This window comes from Leuconostoc sp. JNUCC 76, assembly GCF_053667755.1.
Genome location: NZ_CM132206.1, coordinates 779230 through 800958, shown reverse-complemented (window position 1 = coordinate 800958; position 21729 = coordinate 779230). Strand labels below are relative to the sequence as shown.

General features: G+C 36.6%; 13 protein-coding genes and 1 riboswitch. Of the genes, 2 read left to right on the top strand and 11 right to left on the bottom strand.

What is annotated here, in order from left to right:
- Positions 1 to 12 precede the first annotated feature (12 nt).
- The gene (locus JNUCC76_RS04045; protein ID WP_454156018.1) at positions 13 to 1191 is read left to right on the top strand and encodes an MFS transporter; all 1179 of its coding nucleotides are present in this window, start codon (positions 13 to 15) and stop codon (positions 1189 to 1191) included.
- A 68-nt stretch (positions 1192 to 1259) separates the two neighbouring features.
- On the opposite strand, the gene JNUCC76_RS04040 is transcribed toward JNUCC76_RS04045, so the two are convergent.
- From JNUCC76_RS04040 to gltB, 9 genes are all read right to left on the bottom strand, one after another.
- The gene (locus JNUCC76_RS04040; protein WP_454156016.1) at positions 1260 to 3899 is read right to left on the bottom strand and encodes a cation-translocating P-type ATPase; all 2640 of its coding nucleotides are present in this window, start codon (positions 3897 to 3899) and stop codon (positions 1260 to 1262) included.
- Positions 3900 to 4337: 438 nt separating this feature from the next.
- Entirely contained in the window at positions 4338 to 4808 is a 471-nt protein-coding gene (gene ribH / locus JNUCC76_RS04035; RefSeq protein WP_454156014.1) for a 6,7-dimethyl-8-ribityllumazine synthase, read from the bottom strand.
- A gap of 24 nt (positions 4809 to 4832) precedes the next feature.
- Positions 4833 to 6026, bottom strand: coding sequence for a GTP cyclohydrolase II (ribA, locus tag JNUCC76_RS04030; RefSeq protein WP_454156012.1), 1194 nt, complete (start codon positions 6024 to 6026; stop codon positions 4833 to 4835).
- Between the two features lie 2 nt (positions 6027 to 6028).
- Positions 6029 to 6619 carry a riboflavin synthase gene (locus JNUCC76_RS04025; RefSeq protein ID WP_454156010.1) on the bottom strand — a complete coding sequence of 197 codons (591 nt, stop codon included), beginning with the start codon at positions 6617 to 6619 and terminating at the stop codon, positions 6029 to 6031.
- A gap of 2 nt (positions 6620 to 6621) precedes the next feature.
- Positions 6622 to 7653: a bifunctional diaminohydroxyphosphoribosylaminopyrimidine deaminase/5-amino-6-(5-phosphoribosylamino)uracil reductase RibD gene (ribD, locus tag JNUCC76_RS04020; RefSeq protein WP_454156008.1), complete on the bottom strand. Its 1032-nt coding sequence runs from the start codon at positions 7651 to 7653 to the stop codon at positions 6622 to 6624.
- A 125-nt stretch (positions 7654 to 7778) separates the two neighbouring features.
- A riboswitch (FMN riboswitch) is annotated at positions 7779 to 7916 on the bottom strand.
- A gap of 120 nt (positions 7917 to 8036) precedes the next feature.
- Positions 8037 to 8993 carry a dimethylarginine dimethylaminohydrolase family protein gene (locus JNUCC76_RS04015; RefSeq protein ID WP_454156006.1) on the bottom strand — a complete coding sequence of 319 codons (957 nt, stop codon included), beginning with the start codon at positions 8991 to 8993 and terminating at the stop codon, positions 8037 to 8039.
- A gap of 18 nt (positions 8994 to 9011) precedes the next feature.
- Positions 9012 to 9917: a cation efflux transmembrane domain-containing protein gene (locus JNUCC76_RS04010; RefSeq protein WP_454156004.1), complete on the bottom strand. Its 906-nt coding sequence runs from the start codon at positions 9915 to 9917 to the stop codon at positions 9012 to 9014.
- A gap of 298 nt (positions 9918 to 10215) precedes the next feature.
- The gene (locus JNUCC76_RS04005; RefSeq protein ID WP_454156003.1) at positions 10216 to 11670 is read right to left on the bottom strand and encodes a glutamate synthase subunit beta; all 1455 of its coding nucleotides are present in this window, start codon (positions 11668 to 11670) and stop codon (positions 10216 to 10218) included.
- Between the two features lie 10 nt (positions 11671 to 11680).
- Positions 11681 to 16201 (bottom strand): glutamate synthase large subunit, encoded by a 4521-nt coding sequence (gltB, locus tag JNUCC76_RS04000; protein WP_454156001.1) that lies wholly within the window; start codon positions 16199 to 16201, stop codon positions 11681 to 11683.
- A 253-nt stretch (positions 16202 to 16454) separates the two neighbouring features.
- Between gltB and JNUCC76_RS03995 the strand changes: the two genes are divergently transcribed.
- A complete protein-coding gene (locus tag JNUCC76_RS03995) occupies positions 16455 to 16832 on the top strand; it encodes a PH domain-containing protein (RefSeq protein WP_454155999.1) in 378 nt (125 codons plus the stop codon).
- Between the two features lie 332 nt (positions 16833 to 17164).
- Here the strand turns inward: JNUCC76_RS03995 and JNUCC76_RS03990 are convergent, their stop codons facing one another.
- Together JNUCC76_RS03990 and JNUCC76_RS03985 are read right to left on the bottom strand one after the other, a co-directional pair.
- Entirely contained in the window at positions 17165 to 17596 is a 432-nt protein-coding gene (locus JNUCC76_RS03990) for a universal stress protein (protein WP_454155997.1), read from the bottom strand.
- A 405-nt stretch (positions 17597 to 18001) separates the two neighbouring features.
- Positions 18002 to 21607 (bottom strand): MMPL family transporter, encoded by a 3606-nt coding sequence (locus JNUCC76_RS03985; protein ID WP_454155995.1) that lies wholly within the window; start codon positions 21605 to 21607, stop codon positions 18002 to 18004.
- Between the last annotated feature and the right edge of the window lie 122 nt (positions 21608 to 21729).

Below are 21729 nucleotides of genomic sequence, written 5' to 3'. Positions count from 1 at the left end.
GAAGGTGCTATTTTGAATCAAAAAAATCCTCATTCTAAAATTTTTGTTTTAGCTGTTTTATCAGTATCTGTCATGATCACAACAGGTACAGCAATTTCTTCTGCGTTACCTGAAATGGCGAAGAGTTTCCCAGATATTTCCGTATCCCAAATTGATATGATTGCTACCATACAGCAATTTTCAGTTATGATAACACTACTTCTTTCTGGTATCATTTCCAAAAAGCTTGGTATTAAGAGGACAATTACAATTGGGTTGATTTTAACGGGCATAGCCGGTATATTTCCGTTTTTCTCCCATAGTTTCATCTTAATTTTAATTTCAAGGTTAATCGTGGGGTGTGGTATTGGCCTGTTTAACTCACTTGCCATCACCATTATTGATTTATTTTATGAAGATCCTGCTCGTTCTCAAATGCTTGGTTTTCGTTCTGCTACGGAACAAGTTGGTGTTTCAATCTTAAACATTGTCGTTGGCTTACTCGTGCTAATTAACTGGCATGCTTCATTTTTAATCTATCTTTTAGCCTTCCCACTACTACTCTTTTTCTTAAAAGTAGTGCCAGAACCACCTATCTCACAAGATAGCGATAATAATAAACAGCGCATTAACTTACCAGTCATCATTATGACACTGTTATTAGCGTTCATGGTTGCTTGTACTACAGCAGTTATTATTCAGGTTCCAAATATTATAGTCACTGATCTTTCAAAATCAAGCGCTGTTTCAAGTTTGATTATTTCAGCTAATACACTGATGGGCATGGTAATGGGCATACTTTTCGGACGTATTTATCATTTTGTTAAAAAATTTATTTTACCATTAGGTATTTTATTTATGGCGTTTGGTTCATTAATGATGGTTAGTTTTCACAGTGTTGCTGGTGTTACGCTTGGCGCTGTTGTTTGCGGTATGTCATATCCACTTGTAGGATCTTATATCTTCTCGCTAGTAAGTGCTATAGCACCGAAAGGATCAGAAACATTGGCTAACTCAACTCTATTAATTGGCGCAAATCTTGGGTCTTTCTCAACACCCTTATTCTTAAGTGAGTTAGGAAAAATGAACTCATTAACGACACATGCTGGCCCATTCTTAACGGTATTCTGGTTGTTAATTATTCTGACAATTATTGTATTGATTTACCAAACTTTTTTCCAGAAAAAAGTGCATCAAAATATTATGAATTAATGATCATAAATAAATTTAAAATATATAACAAAAAAAGCTTTGTCCTTGAGACAAAGCTTTTTCATTTATCACACTTTAAACAATGTTGGTCGTACATACTTCAACAACTCAATAACGATTGTAGGTGCTAAAGAAAGAACTATAATCACAATCCAGTGTCCTAATGAAAGCGCCGTTAAACCAAATAACGTCTGTGTAAATGGCATTAACGTAATCACTAAGGTAATTACTGTCGCTAAAATTGCCATGTTAACTAACGAAGGATTAGCACGATAACTAATAGCAAAAAGCGTCTTTTCTGAACGAATATTGAACACGTGGAATATAGAAGTCAATGACAGAATGGTGAAAGCCATTGTTTGACCAATTTGCTCGTTAGCTTGCAAACCACCAAAGACAACATTTTGTCCAACCCAGATGGCTACCAAGGTAACAATCGCAAACAAAGCAGCATTTAAGCCAATTTGACGACCTAGCCCTTGTGCGAATAACTTTGTGTTTTTAGGCATCGGCGGTTCGTTCATGACGTTTGTTAACATTGGCTCACGACTAAGAGCAAATCCTGGCAAACCATCTGATACCAAGTTAATGAACAACAGGTGTACGGGCAGCAATGGTGATCCCCATCCTAGCAACATGGCTATCAAGATCACTAACAACTCTGATATATTGGCACTTAATAAGAAATTAATTGTCTTTCGAACTTTAACATAAACACCACGTCCCTCAGAAATAGCATTAATAATCGTCGCAAAATTATCGTCTGTCAAAATGATGTCCGAAGCTTCACGGGCAACATCTGTCCCTGTCTCACCCATCGAAATACCGACATCCGCTGCTTTTAATGCGGGAGCATCGTTGACACCATCTCCAGTCATCGCAATGGTTGCATCTTGACGCTGCCATGATTTAATAATTCTAATTTTATCAGTTGGTGTCACACGGGCATACACGCTATACTGCTGCACATTATCATCGAGCTCTTTGTCTGATAATTTAGCTAACTCTGAACCTGTAATTGTTTGATCTCCAGTACGTAAAATGCCAATTTCACGCGCAATTGCACTAGCTGTTTCAACGTGATCTCCGGTGATCATAATTGTTCTAACACCTGCAAGACGAGCCTTTTCAACCGCTGGTGCCGATTCTGGTCGTGGTGGATCGATAATACCAACTAACCCCACCAATGTCAAATCCTGTTCATAAAATTCTTGTGTTGGCGCTTCTGGCATAACATCAAATGTTCTTTTAGCGATTGTCAAGACACGTAATGCCTGTCCACCGAATTTTTTGTTGACACTTTCAGCTTTATCACGATTCCCATGCTTAATCATTGGAAGCAAAACATCAAATGCGCCTTTGGTAATCGCAATGTAGCCACCTTCTGGTTGCTTATGGACGGTGGTCATTCTTTTTTTCGTCGAATTAAATGGTATCTGTTCTACTAGCGGATACTTTTCTAACAACTCTTCCCGTGTCGCTTTTTCATCAATAGCTCTTACTAACGCTACTTCTGTTGGTAGACCATCATAAACAGTCCGCCCCTCAACAGTTTTAACTGAAACATTGGTTGATATGGCTGCCAAAGACAACACTTCCGTAGTAGTATCGTCCAAGCCATCTGAAATATCGGTCAAATGATCCTGTTCATCTTGCCACACCTTTCGAACAGTCATCTTATTTTGTGTTAATGTACCAGTTTTATCGGAAGCAATAACGTTCGTTGTGCCCAAGGTTTCTACTGCTGGCAACCTTCGGATAATCGCATGCTTTTGCGCGATTCGTTGGACGCCAAGCGCCAGTGTCATTGTAACAATTACTGCTAATGTTTCTGGAACAACCGCAACGGCCAGAGAAATTGCTGTCAAAAAGATATGCTTCAAATCCATGCCCTGGTAAATACCTAACCCAAGTACGACCACTGCGGCACCTATAGCTACCCAAGAAATGTTTTTTCCTAATTGAACTAGACGTCTTTGCAATGGTGTTAATGGAATTTTTGATTCATTACTAAGTAAACTGGCAATTTTACCCATTTCAGTCTGCATACCAACAGCTGTAACAATTGCTCGTCCATGACCGTTAACAATCGTCGTCCCACGATATACCATCGTAATTCGTTCTCCAAGACCAACTTCATCATCTAGTTTAAACGTGGCATCTGCATTCTTTTCAACCGGCAAACTTTCACCTGTTAAAGCAGACTCTTCAGCTTGAAGCTCAATAGCCTCAATTAAACGGGCATCAGCGGCGATTGCGCTGCCGTTTTCAACAACCAATACATCCCCAAGAACCACATCATCCGCGTCAATTTGTTCTATCTGTCCGTCACGCAAAACTTTAACTTGCGTTCGATTGAGGTTTTGCAAGGCTGCTAATGAATCCTCAGCTTTTCCTTCCTGAACAATTGATAAGACCGAATTAATAACGACAATACCAATAATTAAGAGACTTTCAAAATAGTTCCCCGTATTTTCTAAGTATGTAGCAACAAACGAAATCACCGCCGCAATTAGCAAGATGATTGTAGCAACATCATTTAGGCTGATTAAGATTTTTTTCAACAATGAAACTTTTTTTTCAGCTACAAAAACGTTGGCACCGTATTCTTCACGATTTTTAGAAACTTGCTCAGCATCTAAACCTTTCCCCATATCAACGTGGTGCGCTGTGATTGTTTCCTTAACACCTCTTCGGAATGCTTCCATTTAGTGTCCTCCTTTTTGTTTACTGCTTATGGAAAGATTATAAAACCACATGATGAAATGTGGCCACGACACGTTTTTCCCAGCGTGTTCATGTTGGCAGTTGCATACTATTCAAGAACAAGCGCAACAATAATGATCAATTCAAACGGAGTCCCTAACACTCACTTGATTGATCACTGCGCTTTATAGATAAAAATGAATCATTTCCATCTTAAATTAGTCATTGTATGTCTCTACGTAACTGAGTTACGCTCTTCGCTGTCAAAAAATTTATTCTCTCATAATATATGAGAATATGATAAAAGAAGAATAAAAACGATTATTCTTATCTAATTAGTATGATACTTCTATTGTAACATAACTAAACAAACGCTGTATTATAGGCAAACAAAAAAGAATAGAAAATGAAAACAATATCAGCAATATGAGAAACGCTTATCAAATGGATTTTATTTGATCAAAGATATTAATAAGCTCCAACAAGCTGAGTGCAACTTCGGCACCTTTGTTTCCTGATTTGGCGCCTGACCGTTGCTGTGCTTGCTCTAACGTATCCGTAGTCAACACACCAAAAACAATTGGCACATCGGTACTCAAACTTATTTGAGAAACACCGTTAGCAACACCATTAATGACAAGGTCATAATGAGCTGTATCTCCTTTTATTACAGCACCTAATGTTACAATGCCATCATATTTTTGATCCTGTGCTATTTTTTTGGCAACTATTGGAATTTCCAAAGCTCCCGGCACCCAAATAATATCAATATTACCCGCATCAATACCATGCATTTCTAGAGATTCTTGCGCGCCAGCAAGCAGTTGCTTAACAATTAAATCATTAAACTTACTGACAACAATTGCAATTTTTTTACTTTTTAGATCAATTAATTTAGCTTTATAAATCATTTTTATTTACCTGATTAATGTCAATCACAGCTTGTGATTAAATTTTTCCTTTTTGGTTTGCATGTATTGTTTATTCGTGTCATTAATGCCTGTAATTAAGGGTACCTGTTCAGTAACCTCAATACCTTCCTCAATTAACGACTGCACTTTATCCGGATTATTTGTTAATAAGCGAATTTTCGTTAGTCCTGATATTTTTAGAATTTCGGCAGCCTTTTTATAGTCCCGTTCATCCGGTAGATACCCTAAGTGAACATTCGCATCATACGTATCAAACTTATTTTCTTGCAACACATAACTTTTTAGTTTTTCGTGGAGTCCAATACCACGACCTTCTTGACGAAGATAAACAAGAGCTCCACCCTGTTTGTTTATTATTTTGAGCGCTTCTCTCAGTTGAGGACCACATTCACAACGTTTTGAACCAAATATTTCGCCGGTTAAGCACTCGGAATGTAGGCGAACTAAAGGAATTTGATCAAAACTACGACTACTTTGAATGAGTAGCTCTGGTTTTTCTTCTTCATTCACGCTGAACTCCGTCAAATGAAAATCACCATATTGAGTTGGTAAATATACCGTTGCCCCCTCATCAATGCCTGATAGCTTTTGATTCTCTCGATAATTAATTAGATCCTGCATTGATAATTGAAACATATCGTGTTTTTGCGCTAATTCTTTAAGTTCTTTTTCTCGAGCCATTGTTCCGTCTTGTGCCAAAATTTCAATTATATACGCCACTGGTGGCACACCAGCTATTTTAGCTAATTCAACAGCTCCCTCAGTATGTCCCTGTCGTGTCAGTACGCCACCATCTTCAGCGACTAATGGGAAAATATGACCAGGCGTCGCAAAGTCAGCAGATGTTGTACTTAAATTAGCCAAATTTTTGATTGTGGCAGCACGTTCATACGCAGAAACGCCCGTCGTGCTGTCAATATGATCAACGCTCACAGTGAACTTTGTCCCAAATTTTTCAGAATTATGCGTCGTCATTTGGTCTAACCCGAGTTCATCAGCACGAAATTTAGTGATTGGTACAGCTAGAACACCTCTTGCAATTGAAAGGGCTTCATTGACTGTAGCTGCCGTCGCAAATGATGCTAAACCGACCAAATCTCCTTCATGTTCTCTTGTTTTGTCATCGCTCAAAATAATCAGCTTACCTTTTTTCAGCTCTTTAACTGCTGTTTTAACTTTTTCTGTGCTACTTGTCATTATTATTTTCCTTTCATTAAATATTTCGCCAAAATATCGGTTTCAATATTTACCAAATCATGTTCACATAATAATCCCAAAGTTGTTTTGATTAATGTAAGTGGTATTAGACCAACTTGAAATACATCATCTCTCGTTTGAACAATGGTCAGGCTCACACCTGATATAGTAACTGAACCTTTATTGACGATCTGATTTATTAGCTGACGGTCTGCTAATTTAAAAGTTAACAACGTGGTTTTTCCACTGTACTCTTTTTTGACTACTTCAGCTGTCTGATCTACATGGCCCAAAACAAAATGGCCATCAAATCGGTTGGAAACTAAAAGTGCTTTTTCCAAGTTTACTTTTTGACCAACTTGATAGAATTTAACAATGGTCGTTTCAAAAGTCGGTACCATAATGTCGAATTCAGCAAAATTTGATTCTAGCCGATTAATTGTTAAACAAATACCATCAACCATAATGCTATCGCCTACTCTGCTATCAGAAAAATAGTCTTCGGATGCAGCAATTTTTAAGCGCATTTCTTTATCATTACGATGATGGAGGCTTATCAAATGGCCAACTTCTTGTGTAATGCCTGTAAACATACTTACACTCTTCCTTGCTTGTTTACATATATTTTTTTAACAGCATTACCAACATACAACTGCTTTTGTGGTTTTTGATTGAAAGATATTCCTTTTAGTCCGCCCTCAGGTAAAATTTTATTTGTGGTATAAATCAACATTTCTTGCCATAAATTATGTTTCAAAAATGAATAAATCAAGCTTGGCCCGCCTTCAACCATCACAGATTGAATATTCTGTTTCGCTAAATCGATTAATATGCCTTTTAGTCCGTCTGATATTAATTTGGCATAGGCGCATTGCTTTGCAAAATTTATATTTTCGGTATATATTAACCAATTATCCGAAAAATCAAAATCTGTATCTCTTAAACGTCCACGTCGATCAATCACTATTTTCATTGGTTGTCTGTGATTAATGTTAATATATCTAACTGTTAATTTAGGGTGATCGATCAGCATTGTTTCACTACCTATCATAATTGCACTTTTAGATGCACGTTCTTTGTGAACATCAACATCTGCTAAAAAATCTGTTAGTTTTGTCTGTTCTCCAACTATTTTAGTAACAAGTCCATTTTGAGACATTACTGACTTTAACTGAACATAGGGTAATTGCTTGTTGAAAAAAAAATCGAAGGCTGGGTTAATAAGTTGATATTCTGTCGTATTTAAAACATCTACAATAATTCCAGCATCTTTTAAAATTTTAATGCCTTTGCTATTATTTGTAGGATTAGGATCCTTTTTACCAATCACAACACGATGTAATCCCCATCTTTTAATCGCTTCTGCACAAGAACCAACTTTTCCACGCGAAGCACAAGGTTCTAATGTAACATAAAGTGTTGCTCCTAAAACCTGGCTCTTATCTTTTACGTGGTTAAAGGCATTGATTTCCGCATGCTCTTCCCCAAATTCTTCATGATATCCAGTGGCAATAATTTTATTCTTTTTGACAAGAACCGCACCGACTCTAGGATTTTCAAAAGTTTTGTAGGGTAATCCCCTGGCTGCTTCATGAGCAGCCAAATTCATCCATGTTAAATCATTCATAGCTTACCTCCTGAATTTTTCAGGACAAAAAACCCGATGCGTTAAAAATACACATCGGGTTTATAGTAGTTTAGATTAATTCAAAAAAACCTAGACACAGCCAAAGCGGCTTTGCCTAAACTATTTTAAATCTTCTCCCATCCAGACTCTAACTGTCGGTCACAGAATTTCACTGTGTCAACCACGAAAATATCGTAGGTCACGGACTAAGGCCATAAGCCATCACCGTCGGTCGGGAATTGCACCCTGCCCCGAAGATTAAATTATTTAACACTGCTAATTTATCATTAGAATTCTACAATGTCAATCAAAAAATAATTCCTATATGCTTGAATTCATAAAAATTATTAACAAAAAAAGACTGCCTAAAGCAGTCTTTTTGTTTATCCTTTTTCTCTGACTAGTGGGCAAGAAGCACATCTTAAAGCCCCATCTAGCAATGAATGCCATGTAAATACAATAGGAATAACAGTATACCCTTCTCGTTTCAAAGCTTCTTGCAAGGCTGTATGCCTTTTTTGTACAATAACTTTTTTAGGACCAATCACCAAAACGTTGCCACCCATTTCTTTTCGAGTTTTAGCATCTATATCAATAAACTTATAATCTTTAAGTTCATTTGGTAAATCCTTTAATACAGGTTTGTGAATAATAGCTGTTTTGGGACCAATAATAGTCATACAACAATCGAGATGCAAAATAGCATCGTCATTCAAGTAAACTGGAATAACTTTCCATGGTTGTTCAACGATATTATTCTCAAAATCCTCGTCTAAAATACTTTGCAACCATTCAACACCCGCCATGTTACTTGCATACTTACCAATGCCGACGAATACATTCGGATAATTAACGATGACATCACCGCCCTCAAGATATATTTTATCTTTTTGATTTATCGTATGAACTTGATTGTTCTTTTTAATTGCTTCAACGATTCTTTGATACCCACGACGTTCAATTTTTCGCATCTCAATTTGAACATTACCCTCGATTAGATGTTCACCAACACTCATTGTACTATCTCGGGCATACATTTGTCCCATACCATAAGGATCCTGTTTCGTCGGCGTTACTGCATCAACAGTATGTACTTTAACACCATTTGATTCTAGAATCCTTTTAAATTCCGCTAATTCATTTTGAAACTTTTTAGCAATAAAATTTGGTACTCTTTTACCGCGCAAGACTGTATAAATATGCTTCGTAACAAATTGCTTCCATTTTGCAGTATGGTCTTCTTGCTCAATTTCATGTGTGTCTGGAAAATACAACTTTGTTGCATCCCCAATAATGACTTCTTTTAATGGACCGTATTCGTTATAAACATTGATTTTCATTTTTTCTTCCCCGTTTCATTAGACATAAACAAATTCTAAATGTACAAATTCATAATATGTTTTGAGTTCTTCTAAAATGCGTACTTTTTTATCTCGCAATAGTGCCGCATTTATTTTTTCACTTGTATCATCAATTATTACTTTTATTGAAAAATACATCCCTGTTTTGTAAATATGACATTCATGCATTTTAATGTCACGTCCTAAATGCTTTGTTAGACAAACTTCAAATTCATTTTGAATCTTTTCATCAATCAAGCGTCCCCCACAAATTTCGTTAAATGCATTCTTCAATACTTTAATTGGTGTTGTAATTGAAAATAGAACCAGCAACACTGTTACAAAAAAATCACCAGTATATAATAAGAATCCCAAGCTAGAATTTTTTGGAATCAATAACACCAAGAACGCTGCTAATCCTATACCCCCACACATGATTGAATCTATGCGCGTACTTTTTGACTCCGCGGATAACATCGTACTTGCGCCACCTATTTTACGGTTTTGACGACTGTAAAATAAGGAAATTGTTAAGCATAATATAACCATGACAATTTCATACGGAATGATTGGTGTTAAATCTAATAGTTCTCCTTTATGGTAAACAAAGTACTGATATGCTTTCTGACTAACTTGTATAGTAGAAGTAGTCAATAAGATCAGCGTCATTGATGATTTAAAAGCTGCATACATTGGCTCAAACATAAAATGCCCCTGTGGAAAACGTTTACTTGTTTTAACACTGAATTTTGAAATCATAATTGCTGCTATTCCTGAAATCAAAGTCATGATTGTGAAATATGTATCTACAAACAACGCTTGAATTTGAGTCAAGTAATAGACGAAAAGCCCTAAACTTCCCATAAGTAAGTTCATCGCCAAGCCAACCATGAATGCGCGTTGCTCAACTTTTTTTTGAGTCATATAATTTTATCCATATCAGTTAGTTTATTTGCCAGCTTTATGAGTGAGCTTAGCATGTCTATTTAGTTAACCATTTTTGCTAATTATATATGTACTTCATTTGACAATTATTGCCCCCTTTTTTCTTTTTTAATTAACCAAAGTAATTACCTTAGTTAATTACTTTACAGTAATTTTTCTGACCTGTCAATACATTTTATTCACTTAAAATATTTAAATGAGTATAAAAATGCCAACAAAAAAACACTGTTTTTTATACAAACAATGTTTAAAAATGAAAATTATTCTTTCCAACTTACTAATTTACTTTAAACGAAAAACTATCTGCGAAACTTTGGAGCTTCGAATCAATCATTTCAGCCACTAAACGAGCATCATGAATAGCTGTTATAACCAAATTAGCACCAGTATTAGCATCTCCTGCTACCATGTAATTTTCTTGGTTTGTCGCCCCCATAACATTAAGCTGCGTTATACCTAAGTCGATCAACACTTTAGTGTCGAGTCCTGTAAATCCAACAGCAATCAGTACTAAGTCAGCTTCATAAACTTTTTCAGAACTTGGTATTACTTGTTTATTGGCATCAATTAAAACAGTGCGAACACCAATGACTTCTCCAAAATCATTTCCTAAAAATTCTATCGTCTGCGTTTGATAGGGTATTAATTCAGGATTGACAACATTCATAGCTTCCGCTTGTCCATAGGTGATTTGTTTTTGCCATGGATATTCTGGCCAAGGTGTCGTACGGTCTGTTGGTTTTTCTGCATGATAATCAAATTGTGTCACATTTTCGGCTCCTAATCGAACCGCTGTTGCAATGCAATCTGTTGCTGTATCCCCAGAACCAATTACAATCACTTTCTTTTTAGATAGGGTTTTCTCAAATGTTTTCGTTCCATTTTTTAATACATTTTCAGTTGCTTCATTTAAAAATGGTAATGCAAAATCAATTCCTTTTAAATTACGACCAGGTACATTTACGTCTCGTGCAATTGATGCGCCAGTAGCAACTATGACCTTATCAAAATCAACGTCTAATTGTTCTTTGGTAACATCCTTTCCAACAGTTGTATTAACTTTAAACTTTATACCGACTTCTGCCATGGCTTTAAAGCGACGCTTGACAACCCATTTTTCTAATTTCATATTTGGAATGCCATACATTAAAAGACCACCTAAGCGTTCATTTTTCTCAAAAATTGTAACCTCATGGCCTAGTTGGTTTAATCGCCAAGCCGCTGTAATTCCTGCTGGTCCAGATCCAATAACTGCAATCTTTTTACCGGTCCGCTGTTCTGGTAGACCATCCGGAACCACCCAGCCGTGCTCAAAAGCATACTCGACAATGAAATCTTCATTATCCTTGATTGTAACACCTTCACCATTCAAAAATTCGTTACACGAAACTTCACATGGAGCAGGACAAACCTTTCCAGTAAATTCAGGAATTGGATTAGTTTTCGCTAACCTTAGCCAAGCCTGATGTAGTTGTTTTCGATACAATAAGTCGTTCCACTCAGGAATTAAATTATCATTCGGGCAACCACTTAATTGCTTACTTTTGTTGCCATACAATGCACCAATATGACAATATGGGACGCCACAATTCATGCAACGAGCCGCCTGTTCGATTCGCTGATCGAATTTTAGTGGTTCTTCCATGTAGTTAAAATCTTTAACACGTTCATCAATTTGACGATAAGGATTGTTTACTCGTTCGTATTTAAGAAAGCCAAATGGGTCAGCCATTGTAATTACCTCACTTCGATAATAATGATTTTAGTTCTTCTTCAGTTTCTGGTACTCGTTCATATGCTGGCATTAATTCATTAAAAGCTTTTAATTCCTTAGTCAAGCCACCAAATCCCTTAACTTCATATTTATTCATGACATTTAACACCTCATGATATTCAGTTGGATAAACTTTAATAAAATTAGCTTTTTCAGTTTCAAAATGAGCTAAAATATGCCTAGCTTTGGGAGAGTCAGTATACGTTACATGTGCCCGAAGCAAACTATACAATATGTCATCCCCACGTGTTTGGCCAATTTCAAACAAATCCACCATTTCCATGTTAATATTAGCCGTTGCTTGATGATTTGGATCATAAATATAGGCAATTCCTCCTGACATACCAGCAGCAAAATTACGCCCAATTGTCCCCAGAATGACAGCAACACCTCCCGTCATATACTCACAACCGTGATCCCCAACGCCTTCAACAACGCCACAAACGCCAGAGTTGCGAACAAAGAATCGTTCACCAGCGCGGCCATGAAAATATGCCTCTCCAGCAAATCCACCAAAACAAGCTACGTTACCAATAATTGGCGAATTATTCGTATCATATCCTGCATCTTTTGGTGGCGTTACAATTAAACGCGCACCAGATAATGACTTACCAACATAGTCATTCGCTTCTCCAATAATTTTAAGTTCCATACCTTGTGTTGTATAGGCTGCAAACGACTGTCCCGCAGAGCCAGTATACGTATATTGAAGAAGCCCTGAAGATAATTTGGTATTTCCATAACGCTCTGCTATCCAACCACCCATCCGAGCACCAACAGCTCGTGATACATTATTAATGGGCGCAGACATTATTAATGTTTGTTTGTTGTCAATAGCCGCTTTAGCGGCCATATCTAACTCTGGCCATTGTCGTTTAGCAATGAATGGATCTTTTGTTTTTCGTGCTATTGGAATCACTTGACCAATCATGTTCGAAAAATCAAGTGATTTATACTTTTTGTTCGTTGTAAAGCGAGTTTTCAATAGTTCTGTATGTCCAACCATTTCTTCTAGGGTACGAAAACCCAGTTCGGCCATTAATTCACGTAAATCTTGCGCCAAAAAAGTCATCATATTTATGATGTCTTCTGGTTTTCCCTGGAAACGTGAACGTAATAATGGATTTTGAGAAGTAATTCCCACTGGACAAGTATTTAAATGACAAACACGCATCATAATACAACCTATTGCCACCATTGATAATGTTGCAAATGAAAACTCTTCCGCACCAAGCATAGCAGCAATAGCTATATCTCTACCTGTCAACAATTTGCCATCAGTTTCTAAAGTCATTCGTTGACGTAATTTATTGGCGGATAGAATTTGGTGTGCTTCAGCTAACCCTAATTCCCAGGGTAGTCCAGCATCACGAATCGAGTTTCGTGGTGCTGCCCCTGTGCCACCATCATATCCAGAAATTGTAACTGTGTCAGCACCAGCTTTCACAGCACCAGTTGCAATCGTACCAACACCTGTTGAGGAAACTAATTTGACATTAATTTTGGCATACGGGTTAACCGCTTTTAAGTCAAATATTAACTGCTTTAAATCTTCAATTGAATAGATATCATGATGTGGTGGCGGAGAAATTAAGCGTACCCCTGGTGTTGAACCACGTGTTTCAGCAATCCAGGGAAACACTTTATTTCCAGCTAGTTGTCCACCTTCACCTGGCTTAGCACCTTGTGCCATTTTGATTTGAATTTCTTCGGCTGACATCAAGTATTCTGCGTTAACACCAAAACGTGATGAAGCAACTTGTTTAATCTTAGAATTTTTAATTGTGTGAAAACGTTTCCTATTTTCACCTCCTTCACCAGAATTTGACTTAGCACCTAATCTGTTCATTGCCACAGCCATAGTCTCATGAGCCTCTTGGGATAATGCACCAAATGACATCGCGCCAACCTTAAATCGCTTCACTATATTTTCAACACGCTCAACTTCTTGAATATTAATAGGCAGACGATTAGGCACAATGTCCCACATCGACCGAATAGTACCAGGATGTTCATGCTCCGCTTCATGAATGTCAGCCACATACTCCTTGAAAAGTTCTTCATTTCCAGTCCGGACCGCCGTTTGAAATTTATACATCATCATTTGATTATATAGATGGTATTCACCATCTTCTCGTAATGAATAAGCACCACCTGAAGGAATTGGGTCGTCTTGAGATTCGTCATATGCTGCTTTGTAACGCTTTAAATATTCCTCCTCAATTTGATTTAGATCTAAACCACCAATTCGTGAATGTGTGCCAGTAAAATATGTATCAACAACGTTCTTTGATAAACCAATCGCTTCAAATAATTGCGCTCCATAATAGCCTTGAATCGTAGAAATACCCATTTTAGCCATAATCTTAACAATACCTTTTTCAGCAGCTACACGATAGTTTTCTTGATGTGCTGCATCATTCATATCGTATGCTTCTAAAATTCGGTAAGCACCACGCGGATATATCGCGGCTGCTCCGTAACCAACTAATGTTGCAAAATGATGGGTTTCAATGGCTTCCGCAGTATTTAACACAATTGAAGCATTTGTGGCATTTCCGTTGGCTGCCAAATAATTTTTTAGTGAGGACACAGCTAGAAGAGCCGGCACTGTCAGTTGCTTTTTGGTTACCTCACGATCAGATAGAATCAAAATTGTTGCGCCAGAGGCAATAGCAGCATCGGCTTGTTGATTAATGCCAATTAAGGCTCTCTCTAAACGACCATTTGCCAATCCTGTTAAGTTATAAGCTAGCTTGATAAGCGCAACTTTTTGTTTAGAATTGGAAATATGTGCAATTTTAGCAAAATCAGCCGGTGAAAGAATTGGCGAGTCAATTTTTAACTTGCTTGCATTTTCTGGCAAATCTTTTTGAAAATCATTTTCTCTGCCTAAATACATCTGTGTTGCAATGACTAGGTGTTCACGAAGTGCATCAATTGGTGGGTTGGTGACTTGTGCAAATTGTTGTTTGAAAAATGTGAACAATCCTTGTGGCTTGTCCGACAAGACTGCTAGTGGTGAATCATATCCCATAGCAACAGTTGGTTCTTGTCCGGTATTAGCCATTTTTAAAACTGCACCATCAATAACTTCTTGCGTATAACCAAAGCGTTTGAAAAGGGTCAATCTTTCCTTATTATTTAAACGTTTTTCTAATAAATTTTGATTTGGTAGTTCTTGCAATGTTTCTTGATGATCATTAAGCCATTGTCGATAAGGATGTTGAGTTGCAAAATGATGTTTTACATCTTCATTTCTCGTGAAAATTCCTGTTTTTGTATCCACCAAAATCATATTGGCCGGTCCGAGCACACCTTTTTCAATAATTGAACTAGCAGGCACATCAACTACTCCAGATTCAGAAGATAAAATGATATAACCATCATCAGTAATCAAATAACGCGATGGGCGTAACCCGTTACGATCTAATCTTGCACCAACAATATCTCCATCAGTAAAGACAACGGCAGCTGGGCCATCCCAAGGTGCCATGAAGGATTCATTATATTCAGTAAAAGCTGCAAGTTCATCCGAAACGTTGGCTTCTTTCGAGTGCGCTTCTGGGACCATCATTAATAAAGCTTGTGGTATTGAACGGCCATTTCGATATAGATGCTCCATTGTATTTTCCATCATAGCCGAATCAGAATTTTCTTCGTTATAGATAGCAACATTATGGGTTTTCATCCAGTTAACATCACCTTGCAAGGTATTAATTTCACCATTATGCGCCAAAAAACGAAAAGGCTGTGCACGGTCCCAAGATGGGAAAGTATTAGTTGAAAAACGTGAATGCGTTAGCGCTATTTTGGCCTCGACATCTTCATCATGCAAGTCCAAAAAGAACTGCCCAACTTGGTATGCATGAAGCATGCCTTTATACGTAATTGTCTTAGCCGACAAGGATACAATATACATATCTTCGTCTGAAATCGTATCTTCTAAATGACGCCGTAGTGTATACAAGGCGTCATCAAAATCCCTTCCTAGAGCAACATGTTGTGGTTTTTTAATAAAGACCTGTCGAAATCCTGGCATAGCTTGTTGCGCAGTAGGACCACAAGCATCAAAATCAAAAGGTACATCTCGATCAAAAATGTATTCGAATCCCCCTGAAATAATTTCAGTAATTATTTTATCTAAAACCTTCTTTTTAGCTACTGTGTCAAAGGGTAAAAAAAGCATAGCCACAGCATATTCTCCTGACTGTGGTAAATTGATCCCTTCTACTTTTGCTACTTTTTTAAAAAATTTATCAGGAATTGACATCAACAAGCCAGCACCATCCCCTGTATCTGGTTCTGATCCTGTTCCACCTCGATGATTCATTCGCGTTAATAGTGTAATGGCACGTTCTACAAGTTCATGAGTGGCTTGCCCATCACGCTGCGCAATAAATCCCATACCACATGCATCATGTTCAAGTGACTCGTCCCAAAGTGGCGCATCATTTGTCAAATGCTCACGAAGTTTTGACTGTTTCATCTTTTTTCCCCGCACTTTATTTTATTTAAGTTCAAATTATATTGAATACCAAACGAAAAAATTAAAACTTTTTATAATTATACTCTTATTTTTTTAATCTTTTAATATAATTTTGGAATAAAATACTCATAAACGTTAATATGATTAACCAGTTTTTTAATATATTATGCAGTTCTTTTGCTTTTTATTTTTCTATTGATAGAATAAAAGTATTGGGGAAATATTCAAATACGAATGGATGAGAGGAATGAATATGAGTTTATTAAATGGATTAATTGGTAATGCTTCAAGCGTTCCTGTTGCAAGTGTCCAAAAAGAAATTGAGCCTCTTTTAATCGAATCAGAAATAGTCGAAAACGCATTTCGACTTGTACGTGACTTAGTTATTTTTACAAACAAGAGGCTTATTTTAAGTGATATTCAAGGATTTACAGGTAAAAAAGTTGAGTATAAATCTATCGCCTACCGCTCTATTGCAAGGTTTTCTACCGAAACTAGTGGTCACTTTGATCTCGATGGAGAAGTAAAAATCTGGATATCTGGGCAAACAGAGCCATCAGAAAAAATACAATTTAAAAAGGGGCAAGCATTAACAGATGTACAAAAGTTATTAGCTCAAAAAGTTTTATAATAACCAACCATTTGGCTGTGTTGAAAACCATTTAGTTTTACGTGCTGAAATATAATTAAATGCCCTTTATTGGTGGGCGTACATATCAATCATCATAACTTGCAATAAAAATACTAATAAGCGAGAGAACAAATATGGCTCATTTTTTAAATTATTTTGTGTCACACATCAGATATGTTTATATCCTTATTTATACACTACTTACAACAATACTAGTTATTATGGGATGCTATTTATTCTGGATGCATCATCATAAATAGTTGCATTTTTGCAAGTTTAAACCAGCAAAAAACACCTAATTTGCATAATTAGATGTTTTTTATAAACTATAATTATTTTACAAGCAAAACATTTGTATCCGCACGTTCAGATACATAACGTGCAGTAGAACCAATAAACATTCTTGTCAAGATAGTTGTGCCTGTTTTCCCCATCACAATTAAGTCTGGATTATAATTTTCTATAACTTCGTTAACCAAAACGAAACGAGCATCCCCTTTAAAGATATGTGTATCAAATGGTACACCAGTTGGCTCAACAACAGATGCTGCTTTGGAAAGATTATCTGATGCTAACTTTGTTAAGCTATCTGTCATCGAAGCATAGAAAATCTGGCTGCCATCATGATAGGCAACAGTAGAGTATTGAATGACACTAACAATTTCAATCTTTGCATTAAATTTTTTAGCTAACTGGGTGCTATACTCCACCGCTCTCATAGCCGCCTCACTACCATCAGTCGCAACAACAATTGTATTAATCATGAGCATTTCCTTTCCAATAAACATAAGATGACCAATCTTAACCTTACCTTAAGCGTAATAATACTTTAAACAATAAAAAACAACTCACTCTCTAACAATATTCCCCAAGGCTTTCACTTGGCCAAATAATTATTATTCTGCTTAAACTAATCAATTAACATCATGCACGTAGCATTCACTTAACTTCATAATATAAACAACGAGCAAGTTGTCTCATGGATTAGGCGAAATCCATTTATACCACTTACGTGAAATAAGTCAGCAACTTCGTTGCTACAGGACTTCTTCTAATCTATGTCTAAAGTATACAACACCTTCCACTGAATTGCAAGCGCTTACAATTGCTTTTAACAAAAAAGCCGTGCCTTTTGCACAACTTTTATTTTATTATCAATAACAAACCTATCAGTGACGCTTCATACTTTTAATAGGATATGTCAAAGAAATCATACTTGGTATCACAATTGGTAATACAATGATTAATATTATTAAGCCAAATATTACCGTGATTGCAACCTGAATTAACGTTAACACACCAGAAGGTATTAGTGCTGCAAATGTGCCACCTAAAATAAGTGCGGCAGATAATACAACAACACCAATTATTCCCGTAGCCCTAAGAATTCTATCTCTGGCTGAAGGAACTTCCTTTTGTAGGTCACGATACTTCATCATTAAGAAAATACTATAATCGACACCTAATGCTAATAGCATAATAAATGCGAAAAATGGTGTTGTCCAAGAAAGCATATCTTGCTTCAGGAAAATATGGCTGATGATCTGAGTAAGACTTAACGCCATAATATAAGATACTAGCAATGTACCCATGATATATAGTGGTTGCAATAATGATTTGGTGATAAAAATCAAAGCAATTAATATACCGACAACCATAATAATACCAGTTCTAATGAAATCTGCCGAGGCAATTGCTCTGGTATCATTCGTTCTCGAAGTTTGTCCTCCAATTGCGGCAACTGCGCTGGCGAGTCCTGTTCCTTTCAAAGCACCCTCAACTTGACTTTGTAGCTGAGAAACTTTTTTCATTGACTTTTCCGAATTAGGATTACTATCTAGAATAATATTCAAGCTAGTTGCTTTCTTATTTTCAGACATGTACGCATCTAGAGCAGATTTGTAATCTTTTCCATTCAATACATTTTTTGGTACATAGTAAGTATTGGCTGCTGAAGAGTTCTTTAATCCAATCAAATAGTCATTTGCTGATTCTAAACCACTACTGATTTGAGTTGTCCCATTACTTGCTTCTGACAAGCCTTCTTGAAGTGATTGAACCTGTCCACCAGTAGTTTTCAGCGAATTATACATCGTTTGTTGACCAGCATTGAGGTTATCAATACCGGATGTTAATTGACTTTGATTATCAGCTAAACTTTGACTACCTGACTTGATTTCTGCAACACCACTATTAACAGCTGTTGCACCAGAAGATGCACTAGAAACACCGTTGGTATATGCATGCATTTGACTTTGCATATCTGATACACCGGTATTTAATTGTGACAAACCTTCTGTTAATTGTTGCGAACCACTTACTAATCCAGTTTGATCTTTTGTTCCCCGTAATGCCATTAATATTTGCTGTGTACCAGAAATAGCTTCGCTAAGCTTATCTAATGCTGATATTGAAGCGGTATTAGCTTTAATCGAATTTGTTGCTAATGCACCTAAATTAGACATTTGTTCAGCAAATACCTTCAAATTACTTAATTCTTCAGTAAGTGCATTGCCTGTTTGTTGGAAAGCAGACATGTCATTTTCTAACTTTTCTGCAGCTGTGCTTGCTGTAGCAATATTATTTTTGTTAGTACTTTGTGCTGAACTGATTTGTGTATTGATGGATTTTGATTGTTCTTGTAATGCTGATCTTAATGCAGCTTGCTGCTCATTACTTAATGCTGACTTACTATTAATACTACTAATAATATTATTAATATCATTTTCAGAAAGTACATTGAGTGAACTATTATTATTATTCAATGCTGCATTTAATGAATTTTTCAAGTCATTAGCATCTGTCTGTATGTTAGCACTAGATGTTGTTAGCAAACTAGAAGTATTGTTAAGCTTGGATAGACTATCATTGCTGTCTGAACTTTTAGATAATGAGTTCATGGCTTCATTCAAACTTTGCAAACTTTCCTTCAGTTCGTTAATTTGACTTTGCTGTTCCCCTACATCATTACCAGATTGTGCACTCAATTCTGACTCTAATTGCTTTAGACCACTTGTGATTTGTGCAGATCCGCTGTTCAAACTGCTTACACCAGTATTCAGTGTACCAACTCCTGATTGAATGGCCGCCTTATTACTGTCCAAAGTTGCCAACCCCTCAGCCAACCCGGACGTACCAGAAGATAGTGTACCTATACCGTTATTCAAATCATTTGCACCTAAACTCAGTTGTGCGCTACCATTCTTTAATTCTGTTGAACCATCAGCTAATTGTTTGGCACCGGCAATGCCCTCATTTATATTACCAGCTGATAATTGACTACTTGCTTCATTCAAACCACTTCCAATAGATTTTGTACCAGAAATTGCACTTTTCAAACCGTCTGTAACAGTTCCTAATTGATTACGAACATATAGTTCTTTTATCTTAGAACCACCAGGACGTGTGGCCGACGTTACTGTCTTAACACCTTTGGTTTTTTTCAATTTTTCCGCCAAACTATCAATGGTTTGAAGACTATCTTCATTATCCAATCGGTTTTTTGATTTTATGTATAATGTTGATGGCTCCGCTGTTCCTTCTGAGAAATGCTTCTGAACAACTTTAAAACCTTTTTTGGCCGGAATATCATCCCCAAGTTCTGTCAAGGTATCATAGTTTAATTGACTGTTGTAACTAGCAAATAATGGAATAGCCATTATCACAACTGTCAACAATGCTATCAATGGATATTTGATAGACTTCTTAGCGATACCATGCCACAATTTGCTTTGCGATGTTTCAGCAAATTTTTTACTTGGCCAAAACAAGTATTTACCAAAGATGACCATGAAGAATGGATTGAGTGTCAATAGCACGAGAAGCAAAACCGCAACAGCAATTGATACTCCTACTGCTGACTTATAAATTGAAAACTTCGCTAACTCTAATGTAGCAAAACCGATGAGTACCGATATTCCACTATACAGTATTGTTCGTCCTGCAGTTTTTAGTGCTCGCTTCGTCGCTTCTAGCTTTTCATAACCCGCATTCAGTTCTTCCTTAAACTGGTCAAACAAAAGTATGTTATAGTCGGTCCCTATTCCAAATAACACAACCACCATAAATACTTGCGTGAAATTGGAAAGTGGGAAGTTAAACTTATCAACTAAGTTCATGACTACACTTAGCGATGTAATAAACGATACTCCCACTGAAAACAGTGATACAATCGGCGTGATTACTGATCTAAAGACGACCATTAATACAAGAAAAATAAATACAACCGTTATCCATTCTGTTTTATGCAATCCCTTTTCAATTTCCTCAGAGAAGTCATCTTCAAGAATGTCACTACCCGTTATGTAGGTTTTAACACCATCAGTTTTAGCTTGTTTGGTTAAAGTTTCTGTCATTTGACTGACAGACTGTTTTTTATCCACTGTTAGCTGAACTAATTCCGTTGTCTTATCTTTAGAAAGCAATTGTTCCTTAGCTTCAGAACTATCTTCTGGCGCTAAAATTGACTTAATGTGATAAGTGGATTTATTTTTCTTAAAGTGTTCGACTGTTTTCGCAATGTTTTTTTCCTGACTAGCAGTTATTTTTTCATTACCATTGTTGAAAACAACGATTACTTGCCGCGTATTATCTTGACCCTTGCCCCAATTGTCTTGAATTTTTTGCGCTACCTCGCTTTTAACAGCGCTTGGTAAACTTGTATCACCTTTTTCTTTAATAAGCTGGCTTGTATTTGGCAAATATATGACTGCCGAAATCATAATAATTAGCCAAATGACAGCTTGTACGAGAAAAGTTCTTTTGCTACCCTTCACTCTAGTATCCTCCAGTAATTTTTTCGTACACTATGTTATTAAAACGACATAGTGTACGAAAAATATTATATCATATCTTAATTTCATATCAAATGGTTATTATTTATTGCTATAATATATTG